The sequence below is a fragment of the Vibrio sp. Isolate24 genome (assembly GCF_022398215.1).
Lineage (GTDB): Bacteria > Pseudomonadota > Gammaproteobacteria > Enterobacterales > Vibrionaceae > Vibrio > Vibrio coralliilyticus_A.
Window position 1 is genome coordinate 379,410 of the sequence record NZ_JAKEUU010000002.1, and the last position, 20,005, is coordinate 399,414.

The window sequence follows — 20,005 nt, forward strand, 5'->3', positions numbered from 1 at the left end:
GGAACCCTTATGGACACTACCAAAAGGTAGATGAGGAAACGATGCAACATCTAGAAGAGATCATTGCTAATGCGAGCGCAGCAATTGAAGCTGCTGATTCGCTAGTCGCACTTGATGAAGTGCGTGTTCAGTATCTAGGTAAGAAAGGTGAGCTAACGGCTCAGCTTCAAAGCCTAGGTAAACTACCACCAGAAGAGCGCCGTACTGCTGGTCAAGAGATCAACAAAGCAAAAGGCGCGGTTCAACAAGCGATAGCTGCACGCAAAGACGCACTGCAACGTGCAGAGCTAGAAGCGAAGCTGGCTGAAGAAACTATCGACGTGACTCTACCGGGTCGTCGTATCGAGAACGGTGGTCTTCACCCTGTGACTCGTACAGTTGAGCGTATTGAACAATTCTTTGGTGAGCTAGGCTTTAACACTGAGTCTGGTCCTGAGATTGAAGATGCATTCCACAACTTTGATGCATTAAACATCGCAGAAGATCACCCAGCGCGTACTGACCACGACACGTTCTTCTTTAACCCAGATTTAATGCTACGTACGCACACGTCTGGTGTTCAGATCCGCACGATGGAAAATGGCAAACCACCATTCCGTTTCATCGCTCCGGGCCGTGTTTACCGTAACGACTATGACCAAACGCACACGCCAATGTTCCACCAAGTGGAGGGCATGCTAGTAGACGAGAACGTAAACTTCGCACAGCTTAAAGGCATCTTGCACGACTTCTTATGTAACTTCTTTGAAGAAGAGGTTGAGGTTCGTTTCCGTCCTTCTTACTTCCCATTCACTGAGCCTTCAGCAGAAGTAGACGTGAAAGGTAAGAACGGCAAATGGCTTGAAGTTCTAGGTTGTGGCATGGTTCACCCTAACGTACTACGCAGTGTAGGCATCGACCCTGAGAAATACTCTGGCTTTGCATTTGGTATGGGCGTCGAGCGTCTGACTATGCTTCGTTATGGCGTAAACGACCTACGTGCGTTCTTTGAGAACGACCTTCGTTTCCTAAAACAGTTCAAGTAATCCAGAGGGTTCATCACAATGAAATTCAGCGAATCATGGCTTCGTGAGTGGGTAAACCCTGCGGTATCGACTGACGAACTTACACACCAAATCACAATGGCAGGTCTAGAAGTAGACGACGTACTACCTGTTGCAGGCTCTTTCACTGGCGTGAAAGTAGGTCAAGTGGTTGAGTGCGGTCAGCACCCAGATGCTGACAAATTGCGCGTGACTAAAGTTGATGTAGGTGGCGAAGAGCTACTAGACATCGTTTGTGGCGCATCTAACTGTCGCCTTGGTATCAAAGTTGCGGTTGCAACGGTGGGTGCTGTTCTACCGGGCGATTTCAAAATCAAAAAAGCAAAACTACGTGGCCAACCGTCACACGGCATGTTGTGTTCATTCACTGAACTTGGTATCGACGTAGAATCTGATGGCATCATGGAGCTAGCAGAAGACGCAGTCATTGGTACGGATTTCCGTGAATTCCTTGGCCTGGACGACGTAACCATCGATGTGGATCTAACGGCTAACCGTGCTGACTGTTTCAGCATCCGTGGTCTAGCTCGTGAAGTCGGTGTTCTAAACCGTGCTGATGTGACCCAGCCGACAGTTGCTCCAGTTGCTCCAGCGATTGACGACACGGTTTCTATCGAAGTGAAAGCGACAGCAGCATGTCCACGTTACCTTGGCCGTGTGGTTAGGAACGTAAACGTTCAAGCTGAAACTCCACTATGGATGCAAGAGAAACTGCGTCGCTGTGGTATCCGTTCTATCGATCCAGTCGTCGATATCACTAACTATGTTCTTCTAGAACAAGGTCAACCAATGCACGCGTTTGACCTAGCAAAAATTGAAGGTGGTATTGTCGTTCGCATGGCGGAGCAGGGCGAAAAGCTGACTCTTCTCGATGGCAACGAAGCAGAGCTAAACGCAGATACTCTAGTGGTAGCAGACCACAATAAAGCACTGGCTATAGCTGGTATTTTCGGTGGTGAAGAGTCGGGTGTAACGGCTGAGACCAAAGACGTACTGCTTGAGTGTGCATTCTTTGCCCCTGATCATATCCGTGGTCGAGCTCGCAGTTACGGTCTTCATACGGATTCTTCAATGCGTTTCGAGCGTGGTGTGGATTATGCACTACAAACGAGTGCTATGGAGCGCGCCACAGAGCTGCTTGTTGACATCTGTGGTGGTGAAGTTGCGCCTGTTGTAGCTGTTGAGTCAGAAGTTGACCTTCCGGTTCCTAACACTGTGGCACTACGTCGTACTAAGCTAGACAACCTTCTTGGCCATCATATTGCAGACAGCGATGTGGTTGAAATCTTAGAGCGTCTTGGTTTAACTGTTGAAGCTACAGAAACGGGTTGGACTGCGACCGCACCGACTTGGCGTTTTGACATAGCTATCGAGCAAGACCTAATTGAAGAAGTAGGTCGTATCTACGGTTACGATAATATCCCTAACCAAAATCCAGCAGCAGCACTTAAGATGCACGACCACGTTGAAGCGAACATTCCGCTAAAACGCGTCCGTAACCTACTTGTTGACCGTGGTTACCAAGAAGCAATCACTTACAGCTTCGTTGAGCCAGAGCAGCAAAAGCTTGTTGTTCCAGGCGTAGAGCCGCTGATCTTGCCATTCCCAATTTCTGCGGACATGTCAGCAATGCGTCTAGGTCTGATCCAAGGTCTACTAAACACTGTGGTTCACAACCAGAAACGTCAACAGCCACGTGTTCGTCTATTCGAATACGGTCTACGCTTCATCCCATGTGAGTCTGCTGAAAACGGCATGCGCCAAGAGCCTATGCTTGCAGGTGTTATCGCAGGTACTCGCAGCGAAGAGCATTGGGACATTGAAACCAACACAGTTGATTTCTTTGATCTGAAAGGTGACCTAGAAGCGGTTCTTGAGCTTACAGCCAACGAAAACGCGTACTCTTTTGCTGCGCTTTCTGCTGAAGATAAAGCAGCGAACCCAGCACTTCACCCGGGTCAATCTGCTGCAATCATCGTTGATGGTAAGCAAGTAGGTGTAATCGGTACAGTTCACCCTGAGCTAGAGCGTAAGTTTGGTCTAAACGGCCGTACTATCGTATTCGAAGTGGAATGGTCTGCAATCAGCACTAAAGTGATCCCTGAAGCAGTTCAGCTTTCTAAGTTCCCATCAAACCGTCGTGATATCGCGGTAGTTGTTGATGAAGCAGTAGCTTCTGGCGACATCGTTGCAGCATGTCTAGAACAAGGTGGCGAGTTCCTGAAGGATGCGAAACTGTTCGACGTTTACGTTGGTAAAGGCGTTGAAGAAGGTAAGAAGAGCCTAGCAATCGCACTGACGCTACAGTCAGTTGAGCGTACGCTTGAAGATGTAGATATCGCTGGTGCGGTTGACGCTATCGTCGCTCACGTATCTGAGAAGTTTGGTGCGTCACTGCGTGACTAATCACTTCTGATTAGATAGAAAACCAAAGGCCTCGCAATTGCGAGGCCTTTTTGTTAGATCAGGAAACGGATGCTAACTCATTATTGGACAGAAACGGGTTAGAGTCGGTACTCTAAGCCGTTTGGTTCGGATTAGGTTTTATTGGGCAAAGCGAAGAAGATAACTTTGTTGTTCGAGAGCATTGGCTGCTGGCGCAGTCAAAAGAATGCTATTGCCTATTGACCTGAGAGAGGGTCGTGTATTCAATGAGTTGATCGCCTGTTAGGCGTAGTACGCCCGTTCAATGAATGTGCCAATGACCTTGTCATGCATCTCAGACGATTTCGAATAACCCAGCGTTTTCCGATTTAACCTCTTTAGCCGAGTTCGCAACGTAAGGTTTTCTCGCTCGATTCTTTGTGTGAAAAGCTTTCCAACCAAGTGTTTCTGCTCCGGCAGGCTGTCATAAGCATTGAAGCCGTCGGTACACCAAACTTCCACCTTGAATGCTGAAAGCCGCTGCATTAATTTGCCAAAGGTTCTTCGGCTCCGGTTACCAAACGCGTGGGCAATGATACGTTTCAAACGCAGCTCCCTGGCATACCAGATCCAACGCTGCTTTTTCTTGCTGCCGACAAATGACCACTGTTCATCTACTTCGCAGATTAGCTGAACCTCTACCTTGTCCAGGGGCAGAGTTGTTACGCACCGTGGTGTGAGTTTTTTAAGGCGCGAACGACAGTATTGATGCTGATATTCAGCACCCGTGATGTGTCTCTGATACCCGCATTGTTCATTGCCAACTCGACAACCTGCGCTTTGAGCCCCGGCGGACAGGCTCGGTAGCAATAGTCGAGCTGAAAGGTTTTGCGTCAGGACTGGCAGCGGTACCTTTGGTGGCCCCCGCTACCTGTCCCATGTTTTCTGACGAATTCAGTTTGCCGGCAGAACCGGCACTTCACTTCAACAACGGCCACTCTATCTCTCCCCTTAAAGAGAAGGATTTTAGCGCCAAATCAACCGTTTGAATACATGACCGATTTCCCAGCAAATAGAATTTTGCTTTTATCAATATCGTCTCGATTTCTTATTATGTTAGGAACTGCTCGACAATAGCTCTTAGATAAACCAATATCAGAAACAAGTTCAGAAACCATGACTGGTTTTTCTCTTTTATCCAAATACCATTTTATTCTATCTGCTAGTTGATAAGGAATGCTCTCATATTTTTCAGGAAGAATCGTTAACTTATCACCACATTTAATAATACCTTCATGGACGATTTGTCCCAAATACCCTCTCTTATGGGCCACTTTTCTTGTACTTACTAAGTTTTTTATTTTAGCACATGGCTCACAATGAAAAGTCAACCTTATCTTTGCAGATCCTACTTGTAGAACTGTACCAGAGGGGAGGGAGTGAATATTAATCTCTTCATCATTAATAACTATGTTTTCTTTAAGCTGTCCAGCTTTAAGATTAAACTCTTTCAAAGTAGAGCTGGGTAGTATCAAAACTTGTCTAAAGGTATGACACTTTATATGACCATCAATCCCATCGTTATTAACCGATATTTGTTCTTTTCGTGTCATGAACGAATCTTGGTTACTGTTTTTTATAAACAAAGAATCTATCATTACTACATCATCGTTTTGTAAATTTTAATGAAATACCACATTGGATTACCTACTCAATACTATCAATCATGTTATCTACTTCTGAAATAAGGATACTGGCCATGTTTTCTAAAATTTCCTCGTCCATTGTATATTGAGGAAGTTTATATGCAAAGTGGTACTCATCTTTACTCCAGGTTTTAATCCCTGCCTCATTGTGTTGTGCCTGAGCTTCTATTTTATCTAATGCATGTGCAACTCGTGCCTCATAACTTTCGTTGGATTCATATTCCCACCATAAACTGTAAATATCTTCCCCTAACAAGCTAGGTAGATTTGATTTTATTTTGTCTATAGCCTCTTTTTCCAATAACTCTTTGCGTTTTTTAGCTTCTAAACTAGAAGATGACTCAGTAATCGGCATATCACCAGCGTATATCTCAACTAAGTCATGCACGATGATTATTTTTAAAAATCGAGCTACATCAAGCTCTTTTTTTAGGTAAGGGAGTACCATAATACCTAATAAAGACATTCTCCAAACATGCTCTGCAACACTTTCTATACGACCATCCGATAAAACACTATGACGTAACTCTTTTTTTAGATTTTCTGAATCAGAGATAAAATTCCGTAGCATTACTGCCGTTTTAAAATTAACGCTACATTCTGTACTTTGTTCCATTTAACATATCCAATGAATGATTTATATAAGTTAAAGTAAAAAATCGAAGAGTGTAGTGATTTATATGAAATAATATAACCTAAACTAGATCTACTACACTCGAAACGGCATAGCCGATTTATTTCTGTTAGTAAACTACTATGTTTCCAATAATAAAAACAATGTAAGTTGATTAAGCTGCATTCTCTACTTGTTCTCTTGGAATTGAAAACGATGTTTTAGCTGCACTAATAAAATCAGGTTTATGACCAAGTCTTTTTTCAGTATTCTTCAAAGATGAATCCCAATATTTTTTAAATGTTTTCTCACCGACATTTTTGATATCCATATGAGCTAGGTGTAACACATCTTCTGGAGATTCTTTTAGTTCGTAGTCATATTGTGGCTTAGGCTTGATTCTAAATGAAATTTCTGTAAAAGGAGCTTGCCTTGTTTCAGGAAAAAAAGAAAATGGGCCAAATCCTGTAACCCAAGACACTTTATCTTCATATTTAACACGAATACCAAAGCAGTCATAGTTATTATACTTTGCTTTTTCTATAATAATGTTCTTACATTTTTCAAGTGAGTATATAAGAGTACATAAATCATACATACTATGAACATTAGGAAAGATAATTGAAAGAGTGCTCACTTCAGAAGATCTTTTGTAAAAATCTATTACATGATCAATTTCGTGCGGATCAATGGATGTTAAAACAGTTTGCCCCCATTCATATTTTTTAGGGTCTTTCGCAGCAACAGCTGCAAATACACACCCAGCCTTGCCAGAACGGTAAAACTCTAGTTGTTTTTCTTTGATTTTTTTAATATTCATAATGACTTTTTTGTATTTAAAGGTTAAGGGTGATAAGTTCAACCTATACAAATACTCTTAAAGTGTACCAAGATAATACTCACTTTTGGCACTTCAATTCATTGCATAAATCCGGCGCAAACATATATAAACCACAACCAAACCTCAACAATACAGTTACAATGAATAACATTAATGTGACAGGTGATAAAAAAACATATGCCAACAATTTATCAAAATAACAACAATCACTCATTTCAAAGAGATTGAATTATAGTGGATCCAACTAATCTTCCCTAAATAGCCCTTTGGCACTCAACGACGTTTAACTTCCTCCCAATAAGCGTAGCCGCTCACCGAATATAATGATCTGTTAAGACAATAAGTTAAATTGGGTTGTGTAAATCCTTTACCTGTGAAGCTACAAAATCAATCGTTGTGCATGTCGCATATGGAAAAACTTGTTTTCAAAATGGTAACAAGCCAAACAGGGCAATGTTGCATATCATCCTCGTAAACCCAATTCGTCTGCGAGGTAAGAATGGAAGAAGTTAATTTACCCCGATATCTAATGTGTAGCTTTGCCTTTGTGTTGCTGTATCCTACGGCAATAGATCTCTACTTGGTTGCTTTACCACAAATCGCCAATGACCTGTCTGCGAGCGAATCACAACTTCATATTGCTTTTTCTATTTACCTTGCTGGTCTAGCTTCGACTATGGTTTTTGTTGGGCGAGTTGCTGATTGTTTTGGGCGCAAGCCTGTTGCCATTTGCGGTGCAGTGATATTTACCCTTGCATCAATGTTCGCGGGTTCTGCTGAGACTAGTGATAGTTTCCTAATAATGCGCTTCTTCCAAGGTGTAGGTGCCGCATGTTGCTATGTCGTGGCCTTCGCCATTTTGCGCGACACTTTAGGTGAGCAAAAGCGAGCTAAGGTTCTGTCGATGCTCAATGGAATTATCTGTTCTATCCCGGTACTTGCCCCCGTGATCGGTAATCTGATTATGATCAAGTTTCCTTGGCCCGTGTTATTCACTGCCATGGCGATAATGGGTGTTGTGATAGGTTTAATTGCTTGCTTTGTCTTGAAAGAAACCTTACCTAAAACCAAGCGCACAACTTTAGATGTGAGTGGAGATTCGAACGAATCACTATCTAATCGCTTTTTCATATCGCGCGTTATTTATACATCTTTAGGCGTCACAGCGATTCTCTCTTATGTAAATACATCACCAATGATAATAATGGATTCGATTGGTTTTACTCGAGGCGAATATTCAACCACGATGGCACTACTCGCGATGGTTGGTATGACTACATCGTTTTCAGTCCCATTTGCTCTGTCTTACTTCAAACAAACCACATTGATGTTCGCTGCACAAATGACCAATTTTTTGTCGGCTATCGTTATTCTCGCGGCTCACTTGAATAGCGATAGTCCGACACTCTATATGGTAGGGTTCACTCTGCTCAGCATGAGTTTCCCTATGGGGTTTGGTGTGGCGATGAGTCAGGCGCTAAGTCAGTTTTCTCGTAAAGCTGGTCAGGCAAGTTCTATGCTTGGCATAGGGCAGGTTTCTTGGTCTGCACTTTACATTTGGTTGATGGCGACGTTGGGTGTGTCGGCTGTGATGATGTTAATGATAGCGTTGGTTGCCAGTAGCGTTATTGGGCTCTCTATAATATTATTATTTCCAAATCATAATGTTAGTGAGCCTCATGAAGAAATCTCTTGCCCGACTTGATCTTAATTTACTGCTCACTCTGCAATTGCTACTGCAAGAGCAGAGTGTCACTAAAACGGCGAAAAAACTTAATGTGTCCCCCTCCTCGGTGAGTAAGTCTTTAGGCAAATTGCGCGCTTGGTTTGATGACCCGCTTTTTGTGAATACGCCGCAAGGCCTAAAGCCAACAAATCTCGCGACAAATGTACAAGAGCTTTTATCAGACTGGATGCAGATCGGTAACCAGATTGTTTCACTCAGAGGTGATGATGTTCCAAGCGGAGTGAAATTTAATCTTGGAGTAGAGTCGCCATTGTCACTCATCATGGTCGACGAACTTACCAAACGAATCCATGATTTTTATCCAGACTCAACGGTGAAGTACCATAACTGGGATGAGGACTCATTAGATGCCATTACTAGCGGTGAAGTGGATATTGGTTTTACTGGCCGCGAAAGCCATCCTCGCTCCAAAGAGTCGTTAGAACTTCTACCGTATTTCATTAACTTCGAAGTGTTGTTCTCAGATTTACCTATGGTGTATGTCCGCAAAGATCATCCTGCGCTCAAGCAAGAGTGGAATTTAGATACTTTCTTAAGCTATGCCCACATCAATGTAGCATGGGAGAAAAATGACAGTTGGGTATTGGATGAGATTTTGGCTGAGCAGGGATATACCCGAAACGTTAGCTTGACGATGGCAAGCTTCGAGCAAGCTTTATTTGTTGCAGAAAAGCCCGACCATCAAATGTTAACCACTGCACCAAAATATTGTCTGCGATACTGCGAACAGCTCCATCCAAACTTAATCGCATTGCCTATCCCAATTGCTGAAGACTATCAGCACAAGCTACTGATTCCATTTACTATGATTTGGCACAAGCGCAATAACCAGAACCCTAAAATCGTGTGGTTGAGAGAGACGATAAAGAGCCTTTATGGTACAAGGTGAACGGTTAATTGACAGCTAAAACGAAGGAGCGAGGTCTTGCCTTCCCTTAGGTTAAAATTTTGAACTATAGTATCCACCTCGATGTTGGTCTCAGCTTGTTTGGGGGCATCAACGTGCCAGAACAAAGCGGCCTAATGAGAGGCTGGGCAATAATGATGTAGATGCAGAAGGGATATTTACGGGAGTTGCTGGGCTTTGAAGCTGTAGATATGCCAATCATAGTTCGTGACTGGCGAGCCGAATACAATTATCCCTGAACAGAATGGGCTTTTTGGATAGTTTTGTTCTGAGACTCTGTCGCTGCGATAATGACTCGTTTATAAACCTTACTTTTATCACCAACAGATGCGTTGCGAACAAATCTCGCAAGTGGTGAGGTAGCATTGTTGGCTTTAGAATCAATCATCACGCTTCTCCTGGTGCATGCTAGCACCTACGATTTCTCTTACAACTTCCAGAGTATACGCTGGATCCAAATACGGTTGCAAACTGCTCACGTCGCTGTGATGGCTGTGGGTCGTTCCATCGTTATCTTTAAGAAGCAAATCCACCTGGATGTGAGTGCCATATTTTTCTTTAAGTTGTTCGATAACTTGCTGAGAACCAAAGAACTGTTCAACAAAATGCTCTGGTAAGATTCTTCGCCCTTCGACCTTCTCTCTTGCCTTTACAAAGTTCCACGCCAGCTCCGGTCGTTGATAGACAAAAACCACTAATACCATCCTGTCCTTTCTTAGCGAGCGGCTAATGTTTTTATCCGCCACATGAACGCTAGCCAACGCTCCATCCAGAAGAAAGCTCTGGTTATTCTTAAAAATCATATCCATGGCACGTTCAACAAGAGTAATCACCGCCGCTTGGAATAAGTATGAATTGTTACCATTGTAATCTTCAAACTCCTCCCTTAAATCATCGGGATCTAAGCGCAAAACATGCCCACCATCCTCGGTTAAAGCTGCGACCAACTCCTTAGAAGACTCAGTTTTGCCTGCGCCTGGAGATCCACTCATAAACACAGACACTGGCTGCTGCTCTGGAATGTAGATACTGGTGTCGGTCAGTCTGCGGCAAATCCTAGTACGATTTTTCTTAGCAAAATCCAAGGCCTTTTTCTGAATAGCCAACTCGCTGGGTGAAAGTTCCAAATCATCTTCTCCAGTGGAAAGAAATCGCCTGCAACCCAAAGAGGCACAGGCAATTTTCACGTTGTATCGTTTATACAGCTTTTAGCTAATCAATATATTCAAAATGGATTATATCAACCACATCTCTATATATCTGTACCGCCCTGATATTTTTTGTTCTCGTATAGATCAGTGTTGCCTTAGTCCTCCGCATGGAGTGGGTCCCATACTGCGCAGCGTCAAGTCCAAGTGTCGTTGCCCACTTTTTTATGATGTGGGCATAGAAGGAGTAGCTCATTGGCACCCCAGTTTTTCTGGGCCTGGGAAAGATAAAGTCCTGCGGGGAAAGTTGACTGACAAACAACCACTGGCTAAGTGCGTGTTGAGTTTTTGCTGTTATCTCAAACTGAACATCCCGTTGCGTTTTGCTTTGCGTGAACAGAATTCTGGGATGAATGATGCCTGTCGACGAAATGTCGCAAACTCTAATTCTAAGTAAGTCACAAGACCGGAGTTTACTGTCAATCGCGAGATTTAAAAGCGCCAGTTCCATCAAATTGCCCTCTATCTCAAGGCGTGTGCGGATCCGCCAGATATCTTCGAGTTTAAATGGCTTCTTTTGTCCTAAGTGTCTTCTCTGTTTATTAGTAGTCACCATGCTCCACCTCCATCGGTTGTTTGAGTGACTAGATAATTTTAGAAATGACAATTTTGGATAATATTTCCTAATGCGAGCTGGGAATCAGCACTTTACTTGGGGCAAATACTCTAAGAAGAAATGGGGCAAAAATGAGCTAGCTGTTCATCACCTCAGAAACCAAAGGCCTCGCAATAGCGAGGCCTTTGTGTTTTTCGGAGATAACCGAGAGGTTAAATTCCCACTGGCTTCAACCCGTACCTAGCGGTTAGCGAAAGCTAGGGATAATCGCTGCTATCCCTGGCAGAAGTCCAACTAACGCCATCACACTGGTTAGCACCACAGCCCGGCAACACCCAGCGGCTCATCTTGCTCAATTCACCGCTACGTTCTTTGCAACCGACTAAACCTAAGTTGTCTAACAGCATAGTGAGCGACCAACCAAATGCAGGGTTTACTAGCGCTGATGAAAATACAACGATGGCGGCAGATTGAGTGGTTTTCCCTTCGCGCGTCATTTCCATGCCAGCTTCTAGTAATGGGACGAATACACCAACGATTAGTGCAACACAAAGTACAGGTTGCCAGATAGCTAAATCCATCGGGTAGCCCCAAATTGCGGCGATGATGCAAAACAGAGCCGTTAGCAAAGCGCCAGCAGGAATCGCAATGTAGATCTTTATTACTATTGGTAATGAACTAGTCGTTATTTGGTCTTGGCATCAGGACATAAATCAACGTCAGAATGATAAACATAGCGAAGGTGTATGCCTTCATCTGGCCATTCCATGAGTTTGCCCACATCGAGAACCACTCAGCGCCAACCACGCCAAAACCGAAATACCACACACCTAAAGCGACGGTGACACCGGCTACATAGAAAGCCTGACCTTTGGAAAATCCGGCCGCTTCACGTTTGAAGAACATAATTACCGCGCCGATAACGCACAAAGCGCCCGCAAGGAACTCAAGTGCGATGATCAGATTGTAAAACACAGTGTGAAGTGTAGGAGAAGTGATCGCACGTCCATACAGGTTATCGCCTGTAAAAAATGCCTTCATTTGGTCCATAGCCAATACGTGTTGCACAAATTGGAAGTTTGTATTGTAGTCAATCACATTGTTATAGCTGACCAGTACGCAGAATACCCCCACATACATCGCGACAACGGCTTTCGAAATATCGAGAACCAAGCTTAATCTCATAGCACAACCTCATTTACAGTTATTGTTTGTTTTGAAATAGTAAATTTGTTCATTCCGATACGTTCACTTCGATTGTATTCGGGAATGGAGTGATCAAATCCATAAGCGGTTGCTGGCGCCATGTACTGCGTAACACCTTCTTTGGTGCAGGTAATATGATCATGGCCATGACCACAAATAACTTCTCTGACGCCAGATTGCTTAAGGATGTTGAATATCTGTTGGTCGTTCTCAAGGCAGATAGCCTTCATCCACTCAGAGCCAACACGAATGACAGGGTGATGTACGACCACAATAGGATCTTTCTTCTTACGGATTTGCTTTCTCAGGTGAGCGATACCGCGATTGTCAATTCTGCCAGAGCCGAGAGGGTGCTGAGCATCAATAGGTTTCTGACTTGAGTCGAGGAAGATGAAATCGCGCCCTGCAATCTCACATTGATCCACCACCTGAATCAAAGAGCCCTTCAACTCATCTTTCATCAAAACGATATCGTCATGGTTACCTGCAATGGCATAAACCTGTTTTTTGCTATCAATGTGTTGGGAAACGAAACTCAGCAGCTTTGCATAATCGCCTGATTTAGGGCCACAGCAGATATCACCGGTCAGCAGAATTGTGTCGCAATCACTATCAGCATTTGCAACATTCAGCGCCTTCTTAAGGTTTTGAAAGCTCGATTCATCGCTCAAATGGCAATCGCTAATTTGAAACACAGTACTCATGTTTATTCCTGATCAGATTAATAAGTAATAGGGTTGGTCCTAGCAGAATCAGCTGCGCAACCAGCTTTTTAATGCTCGCCCAGAACATAATGTTCATTAGTAAGCTGCTTTCTTTGACACCTGAGAAAGCTAGGATAAGGAAAAGGTTAACGTCAGCGAGAGCAACGATCAGTGTTGCCAGCACAATTCTGATGCCAATGCTTTCAATTTTCAATGAGTTAAATAGCACACCAAACAGGAACATTGAGACGAAGTAGGCACACAATGAGGATAAGTAAATTCGGTAATTACTGAGATTGTAGATTAAATCGAAGCTCTGGTTGTATGTCGATTCAGTATTCACTCCAGGGAGCATTGCCGCGATGTACATCAAGCTTATAAATGACAAGTAGCCAAAGTAAGCGAAGGTAATACATTTGAAGTACACGTCTGGAGAGCGTGTGGCCATGATAATCGATGAGAAAAGATAAACAAACGGGTAGGTGAAGAATCCCGCCGTAAGATGGATACCAAAGAATTCGACCGCTTTTGCTGCAGCTAGGTTTGATGCAGTTAGGAAACAAAATAGCCCTAGAGTCGCAAGCATGGTTGACTTTTCTAGTACGTTCATTAGTTATTGTTCCATTTGGTGATAGATAGCAACAAAGTTTTCATTACTTATATTGAGTTTTTTCCTGATTGAAGGAGTAAGTAAGCTTTTCATCGTTACGGTTACCGGAATATCGGAGATTTCCATTTCGACAGTTTTTTCTTTTACATTGATCGCACGAATTCTTTTATCGGTAATGGAATACTGTCCTTTGTGAAGATTAACATCGTGCTTATCGATATAAGCGTGCCTAAACATCTCCTTGTCAATAAATCCCACCAATCCATCGATAGAATAGAGTCGAGAGCGTTTTTTCCTTATTTTGAAGAAGTTATATTTTGACATTCTTTAGTTGCATTATTGGATAATCATTCTTGTGAATTATTCTATTTGAAGAGATAAATAGAAATTTATTATCTTCTTCAATGGCTTTTCTCAAGACAATTTCACCAGTTTCTGTGAGGCAAATATAATGATTTTTGTTTTTCAAAGGCGGAGTGAACTTTTCAAAAATCAACTGGCTACTTTTGGGTAAACTGTCAATAAGGTGGTTATTTTTAATAAAAACATCGACACCTTCATGTTGAGATAGTCTAACAATTTCAGATTGCAACGAGTCAAAGTGATGAGATGAAGTCACTTCATCTGAAAGGTCAGAAAAGGTGATGTTGTAGTAATCACAGATCTTTCCGACTGTATCAATGGTGGGGTTACTGTTTTTTCCTGAATACAGGCTGTATAGAGTGCTGTATTTTATGCCCATTTCCTGAGCGAGGAATTTTACACCGCCTATATCATGCTTACTCTCTGTAATAAGCTTTATTATCTTGTTTATCATTTAATAGTCAACCAAACGTGATTTAATTCATGCTTGTAATTCATTAAGATAAATTATTTTGATTTATTTTAATGAAATATGTAATTTTTATTTGTTTTCCGTGAATCTAAATGTTTTTAGGCTATTAATCCAGAGTTAATTATCAGTTAATTGCTCTGGTTGAAGTCGCAACCTGTTTAATCGGGAAATAATTATATTATTGCCAATTGTATTCTTATTGTTTGGAATCACAGCCTGCCTTTTGGTGGGCTTTTTTCACTTTCTGGTCCTAAAATGTGAGTTAGCAGTACTCCGATTTTAGTAGTGGCTACTCCATGATGAAGCTAAACGAATATAAAACGTGTTAGTCTTATTAGGAATAACCTTAAAGTTTCTACCCTATGAAAGCTAGCGTTTAATCATGCACATAGATGGCTCAGTGGTCCCATTAACTGGTATTCGAATGGGGAGCACCAAAAAGTAAAATACCCCGCCTGAAGCGGGGTAGGAGTGAGCTAAAAACATGTTTTAGCTACGGGGGACTGTTCTCTGCTATGTTGTTGCAGCGTTGCCTGACTCTTGGCCGGAGCGAATACCGTTTTTACTATTCTGAACTTACCTCTGAATATATTCCTCTAGAGCCTGATAGGAAGGCAGAGCAGTCATAGCGCCTTTCTGAGTAGTAGCAAGTGCGCCACAGCCATTAGCCCATTTTACCGCAGACTTAATGACCTCAAGCTGCTGCCAGTCATTATATTGAGACAACTTAGCGAGCAAGCCTCCGACAAAAGCATCGCCTGCACCTGTAGTATCAACGGGTGATACTGCTTGGCTAGCAATAAGCTGTTGTGTTTTTTCAAACAGGACTAACGCACCTTTCGCTCCCTGAGTGATTAAGACTAGTGTATTTTTAAACGGTTTTAGTGCTTCCACACCTTGTTCAAGGGTATCGCTGCCTGTCAAAAACAGCAGCTCATCATCCGAAAACTTGACGACATCAGCCAGCGCAATTGCTTCACGTACGATAGGTTTGAGCTCTTCTGGATTTACCCACACCTCTTCTCTTAAATTAGGGTCAAAACTTACATATCCACCTGCGGCTTTAATCTGACGCATCGCTTCCAGTGTGCTGCTGCGACTTGGCTCGTTCGCTAGCGCAATTGAGCATACGTGCAGCCACTGATCCTGGGTGAAGGTCGGTAGGTCACTGCTTTCAAGGAATTGGTCTGCACTAGGCTTGACCATAAAGGTAAAGCTTCGCTCACCAGAATCATCAAGGTCAACAATAACGGTCGAAGTGCGCTGTGCTTCGTCGAGTATCATCATCTGCGTATCGACTTGCTCTTGCTTGAGTGTCTGTTGCATAAAACGGCCGAGGGGATCTTGCCCGACACGACCAACAAAAGCGGCGTCACCGCCCAATCTGGCGATGGCGACTGCCACATTAGCAGGCGCGCCACCTGGGCATTTCAAGTAGCTGGACTCGCTATCTGGAATTAGGTCTACAACTGCATCTCCTGTTACCCAAACTCTGTTTTTCATCATTGCATCTCTTACTTAACTAAATTAAGCTGATTGTATAGCTAAAACGATTTAGCGATCTAGGTTTGCAGAGATCATTTATCACGATAAAGATCAAATTGTGATCATTGTCAGAGTCTAAACATGAGAGCGCAGTGGCGTTGATTGAACTAGCAGCAAGGCAGGCTGATAAAGACACCGAGTAGGAAAAGAGAATAATGGCAGGTAAAAAAMTAAAGTTGGCAGACATCGCTGCATTGGCGGGTGTTTCCAAGTCAACAGTGAGTTTTGTGCTCAATGGACACGCAAAAAAGCACCGTATTCATGAAGACACGGTGGAGAAAGTACAGGCTATTGCTGAACAGTATCATTATAAGCCGAGTATCTACGCCAGAGCGCTCAAGTCTAAGCAGACCTATACCGTAGGCTTAGTCATTCCGGATCTTGCGAACATGGGTTTTGCGAACATTGCTAAACGGTTGGAAATACTGTGTCGGAATAATGGTTATCAGCTACTGATCGCCTCGTCCGACGATGATCATGAACAGGAACAGCAGGCAGTAAAGAGTTTGATTGAACGGCAGGTGGATGTCCTGCTAGTGGCAACTTGCATGATGGATGACACCTTTTACCAACCTATCAGTCCAAGCACTCCAGTAATTTTCTTTGACCGTATATTAGAAGATAGCGATTTCATCAATATCAAAACCAATGCTGAACAAGCGACGAAGGAAGTGGTGGCTCAATTAGCCTTAAGTGGTGAAGAGTGCGTGTATATCGGTGGTCAGCTTAACTTGTCTACGAGTCGAGATCGTTTTAAGGGCTATCAGCTCGGGCTTAAGGATGCAGGTGTGCGTTTTGATGATCGCTACGTGTATACCAAGGATTATCAACCTGAGTCAGGCTACGAGCTCATGGCACTGGCTGTAGAAGATCTAGGGCGTCTACCTAAAGCCGTGTATACCGCCTCGTATTCATTGTTGGAAGGGGTTTTGCGTTTTTTGACCGAGAAGAACATGCTGGATGAAGATATTCGCTTGGCGACCTTCGATAACTACGACATTCTGGATTGCTTACCTGTGAAAATTGACTCGGTTGAACAGGATTGCGAGCTGATTGCTCAGACACTATTTGATTACGGACAAGCCATTCTAAAGCAGCCGGAGATGAAAACAGGAATTACGGTATTGCCCGCTAGAATTAATCGTAGGCGCTAATCCCTTGATTGGCCTTACATCTCGATATTTGCGGCTGTGAACCTTGATATCGGTGATTTGTCTTTGGATTGATACCAAAAGGCTGGCATTGCGTTGAGAAGGCCTGCTTGTTTTAAGACGTTCTTTTCTGCTTTGGTAATGGTCGCGTAATACAGAAGGCTGTCGAGAATACGGCGTAATGCTCTTGGTGTGAGTAAACCATCACGCCAGTAACGTTTGATTTCTCCGGTGATCACTTCGTGCGGAACCAGCGGCTCAAGCTCAGCGTGCTTAATGATAGTGAGGGAGCGAGAACGAGGGCAGTGCTGGCGAGCAAGCTCCCAATCGGGCTTACCTTTCTTGGTGAGGTAATTTTCCCGGAAGCAAAAGTAGCTGAAATAGAATCGCTCGATGCTGTGCCAGCGTTCGGCTTTTACTTCCAGAAAAATATGTTCAAATTCAATATCGAGGTCTGTCATCGCTTCTCTCACTCATGGTCGAAGCGATACTACCGACTAACCCATGGCTACGGCAAGAGAATCTGTATTGCGTTGCTTTTTAATCGCCAGCAGAAGCTGAACAAGTAGCAACACACCTGTGACGCCTAGACCAATACCGATACCGCCCCAGATGCCGCCCAAACCAAAGTCTGGCAGTAGAAGCCATGCAGCAGGTAGGCCAAACAGCCAGTAGCCAACAGCCGTCACTACAGTCGGCCCAACAACAATCTTCATGCCGCGTAGCAGGTTAATCGCCAGTAGCTGCCACGCATCAACAATGAAAGAGAGCGCGACTACCCATAGAACGGCGACGAGCAGTGTTGAAAGCTCAGCATCCAGATTGAAAATGGAACCGATCAGCTCAGGCCATAACGTGAACACACCTGCTAGTACTACGCTGATCACTGTCGTCAGGCCAAAGCTACGCAGGGCTGTGCGCTTAATACCATCATAGTCTTCCGCACCGTAGTCCTGACCGACCAAAATTGCTGCGGCTTGCGAGAAACCAAAGTTGATGTTCCAGGTGAAGCTCAGGCATTGCAGCAAAATTTGGTGCAATGCGAGCGCGGCGATACTGATGGTGCCTGCCATCAAAGTGCCACCGTAAATCAGGCCGTGTTCAAGCAGCGCAGCCAGTGCAATAGGCAAGCCCATCGCCAGTAAAGGTTTAAGCAATGATAGCGAGTATTCTTCTGTATTTTTCCACGGCGCAAACGGCTTGTATTCAGGGCGCTTAAACACCCAGTAGCCGTAGCCCAGCATCACAATGAATGCTGCTAAAGCGGTACCCGCCCCAAGTCCTGCCAAGCCAAGCTCTAGCTGGAAAGCAAGTAAATAGCTGATAGGTACGTTGAGTGCAACCGTCAGTAACGACATCACCATGATTGAACGTACATTACCGAGCGCACTGGTTAAGCCGCGCAGCACCAGTAGCATCAGAGACGGCAACATGGCCCATTTTAATGCGTCTAGGTATTCCATAGCTGGGCCAGCGAGCTCTTGAGGCTGCTTCGCCAGTGCCAGTAGTTGCGGTGCATATGCAAAACACAAGGTTAAGATCGCAGACAGGATCACCGTCAGTAGTACAGCCCCTTTTACGGCTAAGCGGATTTGCTGATTGCCGTATTCTGGCCTCGCAATACGTTGACCATAAGCAATTGCAATTAGATTCGCCACACAACCCACGGTGCTGCTCGCCACAATAAAGACGAAACTATAGATGGACGCACCCAATCCTCCAGCTGCTAGCGCAGACACACTGAGTCGCGACATCATCCAGACATCAGTCAGAACCAGTGCCATTGCGATGAGCTGCGAAATTATCAGTGGAAATGCCAGAGAGAGAATTTTTTTCATTGTTTGCCTCGTGATCGTTATCACAATAAGGTACGAGTTTGCTGGCTGGCCTTCAAATGACATTTATGCCACTCTTACATGAGTTCAGATCATGCGAGTGAATTATGTCCCCTTATAACCGTCTCCCTTATTCACACAACGGATTGAAAGTCTTTGAATCTGTGGCGCGCCTTATGAGCTTTACCAAAGCAGCTGATGAACTTAATGTTACCCAAAGTGCAGTCAGCCGTCAGATAAAGCAACTTGAAGATGAGCTAAAAGCATCTCTAGTGAGCCGAAAACATCGAGCGATTGAGTTAACAACGCAAGGGAAAGATCTCTATGAAGTGCTGCGCAAAAACTACGTTGCGCTAGACAGCTTGATTGCTCAGTGGGCGGTGCCGAATAAGAAGCGTATTGTGATCAAAAGTGCGCTAAGTTACGCCACGCGTATTCTGATGCCTAAGGTTGCGATGCTCAACGAGCGATACCCTGAACACGAGATTGTCATCATCCCATCGATTGAAGAAGATCCACCGCTTGATTCTGAAGACTGCGATCTGCTGATCGTGAACACGAGAAAGCGTGAGCGATACCAGAATCGCTCAGATGTGACCTTTCTTCGTGATGAGTTTATGGCGCCGGTTTATGCTGAATCCCTCTCTAAGCAGCATATTCAGTTAAGTGACGTTCTGACGTTGCCACATCTGCATGCCACTCTTGATCATCAGGATTGGAAAAACTGGTTAAGCAACGCTGATCTGAAAGGGGCGAAAAAGGGCAGGGATACCGTGTTCTTCAGCTTGGATTTAGCGCTAAGTGCCTGCCTATCCGGCCAGGGAGTGACAGTGACGGATCTGTTGTTGGTATTACCTGAACTCAAGCGTGAGTTTCTCAAATGCCCTGAACAGCTTTCACTTCAACATAGCGACTGGCAATACTACTGTTATCAACGTAATCATTCTCCCATGATCAGTGAAATCCTTAACTGGTTGGTCGAACAGACTCAAAATGAGCTGAACCAACTCAAAGTGCTGTGCGACAAATTTGGCTGGAGCCAGAATAACGTAGCTTTGGGGTAATGTAGCAGAGGGATCGTGAGAAGGTCTCTGAGCTCTTTGAGTTAAGAACTGAAAAAGCTCAGAGTGGGTC

Annotated in this window: 20 protein-coding genes and 2 pseudogenes; 6 read left to right on the forward strand and 16 right to left on the reverse strand. The window is 44.0% G+C overall.

The genetic code is table 11. The features are described 5' to 3' along the window. Window positions 1–41 precede the first annotated feature (41 nt). On the forward strand, window positions 42–1,025 hold the full coding sequence (gene pheS / locus L1D23_RS09930; RefSeq protein ID WP_239865930.1) for a phenylalanine--tRNA ligase subunit alpha: 984 nt from the start codon (window positions 42–44) through the stop codon (window positions 1,023–1,025). Between the two features lie 18 nt (window positions 1,026–1,043). Continuing rightward, window positions 1,044–3,449, forward strand: coding sequence for a phenylalanine--tRNA ligase subunit beta (pheT, locus tag L1D23_RS09935; protein WP_239865932.1), 2,406 nt, complete (start codon window positions 1,044–1,046; stop codon window positions 3,447–3,449). A gap of 261 nt (window positions 3,450–3,710) precedes the next feature. On the opposite strand, the pseudogene L1D23_RS09940 reads toward pheT, so the two are convergent. The 4 genes and pseudogenes from L1D23_RS09940 to L1D23_RS09955 all read right to left on the reverse strand — a co-directional run bounded on the left by L1D23_RS09940 (window position 3,711) and on the right by L1D23_RS09955 (window position 6,546). Further along, window positions 3,711–4,405, reverse strand: a pseudogene (locus L1D23_RS09940) (IS1 family transposase). 39 nt (window positions 4,406–4,444) lie between these two features. Further along, the gene (locus L1D23_RS09945; protein WP_206604316.1) at window positions 4,445–5,020 is read right to left on the reverse strand and encodes an MOSC domain-containing protein; all 576 of its coding nucleotides are present in this window, start codon (window positions 5,018–5,020) and stop codon (window positions 4,445–4,447) included. A 94-nt stretch (window positions 5,021–5,114) separates the two neighbouring features. After that, window positions 5,115–5,729 (reverse strand): HD domain-containing protein, encoded by a 615-nt coding sequence (locus tag L1D23_RS09950; protein WP_072606199.1) that lies wholly within the window; start codon window positions 5,727–5,729, stop codon window positions 5,115–5,117. A 172-nt stretch (window positions 5,730–5,901) separates the two neighbouring features. Beyond that, on the reverse strand, window positions 5,902–6,546 hold the full coding sequence (locus L1D23_RS09955; RefSeq protein ID WP_238832285.1) for a hypothetical protein: 645 nt from the start codon (window positions 6,544–6,546) through the stop codon (window positions 5,902–5,904). 520 nt (window positions 6,547–7,066) lie between these two features. Here L1D23_RS09955 and L1D23_RS09960 point away from each other — a divergent pair. Beyond that, window positions 7,067–8,272, forward strand: coding sequence for an MFS transporter (locus L1D23_RS09960; RefSeq protein WP_072605143.1), 1,206 nt, complete (start codon window positions 7,067–7,069; stop codon window positions 8,270–8,272). Further along, window positions 8,247–9,203 (forward strand): HTH-type transcriptional regulator YidZ, encoded by a 957-nt coding sequence (yidZ, locus tag L1D23_RS09965; RefSeq protein WP_239865934.1) that lies wholly within the window; start codon window positions 8,247–8,249, stop codon window positions 9,201–9,203. The genes L1D23_RS09960 and yidZ overlap by 26 nt, the downstream gene beginning before the upstream one ends. 247 nt (window positions 9,204–9,450) lie before the next feature. Here yidZ and L1D23_RS09970 read toward each other — a convergent pair whose 3' ends face one another. The 10 genes and pseudogenes from L1D23_RS09970 to L1D23_RS10015 form a co-directional block, all read right to left on the reverse strand. After that, window positions 9,451–9,609 carry a hypothetical protein gene (locus tag L1D23_RS09970; protein ID WP_178338961.1) on the reverse strand — a complete coding sequence of 53 codons (159 nt, stop codon included), beginning with the start codon at window positions 9,607–9,609 and terminating at the stop codon, window positions 9,451–9,453. Further along, window positions 9,602–10,348 (reverse strand): zeta toxin family protein, encoded by a 747-nt coding sequence (locus L1D23_RS09975; protein WP_239866768.1) that lies wholly within the window; start codon window positions 10,346–10,348, stop codon window positions 9,602–9,604. The genes L1D23_RS09970 and L1D23_RS09975 overlap by 8 nt, the downstream gene beginning before the upstream one ends. Window positions 10,349–10,433: 85 nt before the next feature. Next, window positions 10,434–10,985, reverse strand: coding sequence for a tyrosine-type recombinase/integrase (locus L1D23_RS09980; protein ID WP_239865936.1), 552 nt, complete (start codon window positions 10,983–10,985; stop codon window positions 10,434–10,436). A 247-nt stretch (window positions 10,986–11,232) separates the two neighbouring features. Beyond that, window positions 11,233–11,629 (reverse strand): annotated as a pseudogene (locus L1D23_RS09985) (DUF3360 family protein); the annotation flags it as partial. Between the two features lie 34 nt (window positions 11,630–11,663). Next, on the reverse strand, window positions 11,664–12,170 hold the full coding sequence (locus L1D23_RS09990) for a DUF2165 domain-containing protein (RefSeq protein ID WP_019277034.1): 507 nt from the start codon (window positions 12,168–12,170) through the stop codon (window positions 11,664–11,666). After that, the gene (locus tag L1D23_RS09995) at window positions 12,167–12,895 is read right to left on the reverse strand and encodes a metallophosphoesterase (protein WP_239865938.1); all 729 of its coding nucleotides are present in this window, start codon (window positions 12,893–12,895) and stop codon (window positions 12,167–12,169) included. The genes L1D23_RS09990 and L1D23_RS09995 overlap by 4 nt, the downstream gene beginning before the upstream one ends. Next, a complete protein-coding gene (locus L1D23_RS10000) occupies window positions 12,873–13,505 on the reverse strand; it encodes a VUT family protein (protein WP_239865941.1) in 633 nt (210 codons plus the stop codon). The genes L1D23_RS09995 and L1D23_RS10000 overlap by 23 nt, the downstream gene beginning before the upstream one ends. A gap of 3 nt (window positions 13,506–13,508) precedes the next feature. Continuing rightward, window positions 13,509–13,829, reverse strand: a complete 321-nt coding sequence (locus tag L1D23_RS10005; RefSeq protein WP_239865942.1) for a hypothetical protein — start codon at window positions 13,827–13,829, stop codon at window positions 13,509–13,511. Continuing rightward, on the reverse strand, window positions 13,816–14,322 hold the full coding sequence (locus L1D23_RS10010) for a helix-turn-helix transcriptional regulator (protein ID WP_239865944.1): 507 nt from the start codon (window positions 14,320–14,322) through the stop codon (window positions 13,816–13,818). Before L1D23_RS10010 ends, L1D23_RS10005 begins: the two co-directional genes overlap by 14 nt. 594 nt (window positions 14,323–14,916) lie before the next feature. After that, window positions 14,917–15,846, reverse strand: coding sequence for an aminoimidazole riboside kinase (locus L1D23_RS10015; RefSeq protein WP_239865945.1), 930 nt, complete (start codon window positions 15,844–15,846; stop codon window positions 14,917–14,919). Window positions 15,847–16,040: 194 nt separating this feature from the next. Here L1D23_RS10015 and L1D23_RS10020 point away from each other — a divergent pair, with 194 nt between their 5' ends. Then, window positions 16,041–17,039, forward strand: coding sequence for a LacI family DNA-binding transcriptional regulator (locus L1D23_RS10020; protein ID WP_239865946.1), 999 nt, complete (start codon window positions 16,041–16,043; stop codon window positions 17,037–17,039). A gap of 14 nt (window positions 17,040–17,053) precedes the next feature. Here L1D23_RS10020 and L1D23_RS10025 read toward each other — a convergent pair whose 3' ends face one another. Continuing rightward, complete coding sequence (locus L1D23_RS10025; protein ID WP_239865947.1) at window positions 17,054–17,497, reverse strand: hypothetical protein; 444 nt, start codon at window positions 17,495–17,497, stop codon at window positions 17,054–17,056. A 36-nt stretch (window positions 17,498–17,533) separates the two neighbouring features. Beyond that, on the reverse strand, window positions 17,534–18,874 hold the full coding sequence (locus L1D23_RS10030; protein ID WP_239865948.1) for an MATE family efflux transporter: 1,341 nt from the start codon (window positions 18,872–18,874) through the stop codon (window positions 17,534–17,536). Window positions 18,875–18,978: 104 nt separating this feature from the next. Between L1D23_RS10030 and L1D23_RS10035 the strand changes: the two genes are divergently transcribed. Next, window positions 18,979–19,935: a LysR family transcriptional regulator gene (locus L1D23_RS10035; protein ID WP_239865949.1), complete on the forward strand. Its 957-nt coding sequence runs from the start codon at window positions 18,979–18,981 to the stop codon at window positions 19,933–19,935. The last annotated feature ends 70 nt before the right edge of the window (window positions 19,936–20,005 follow it).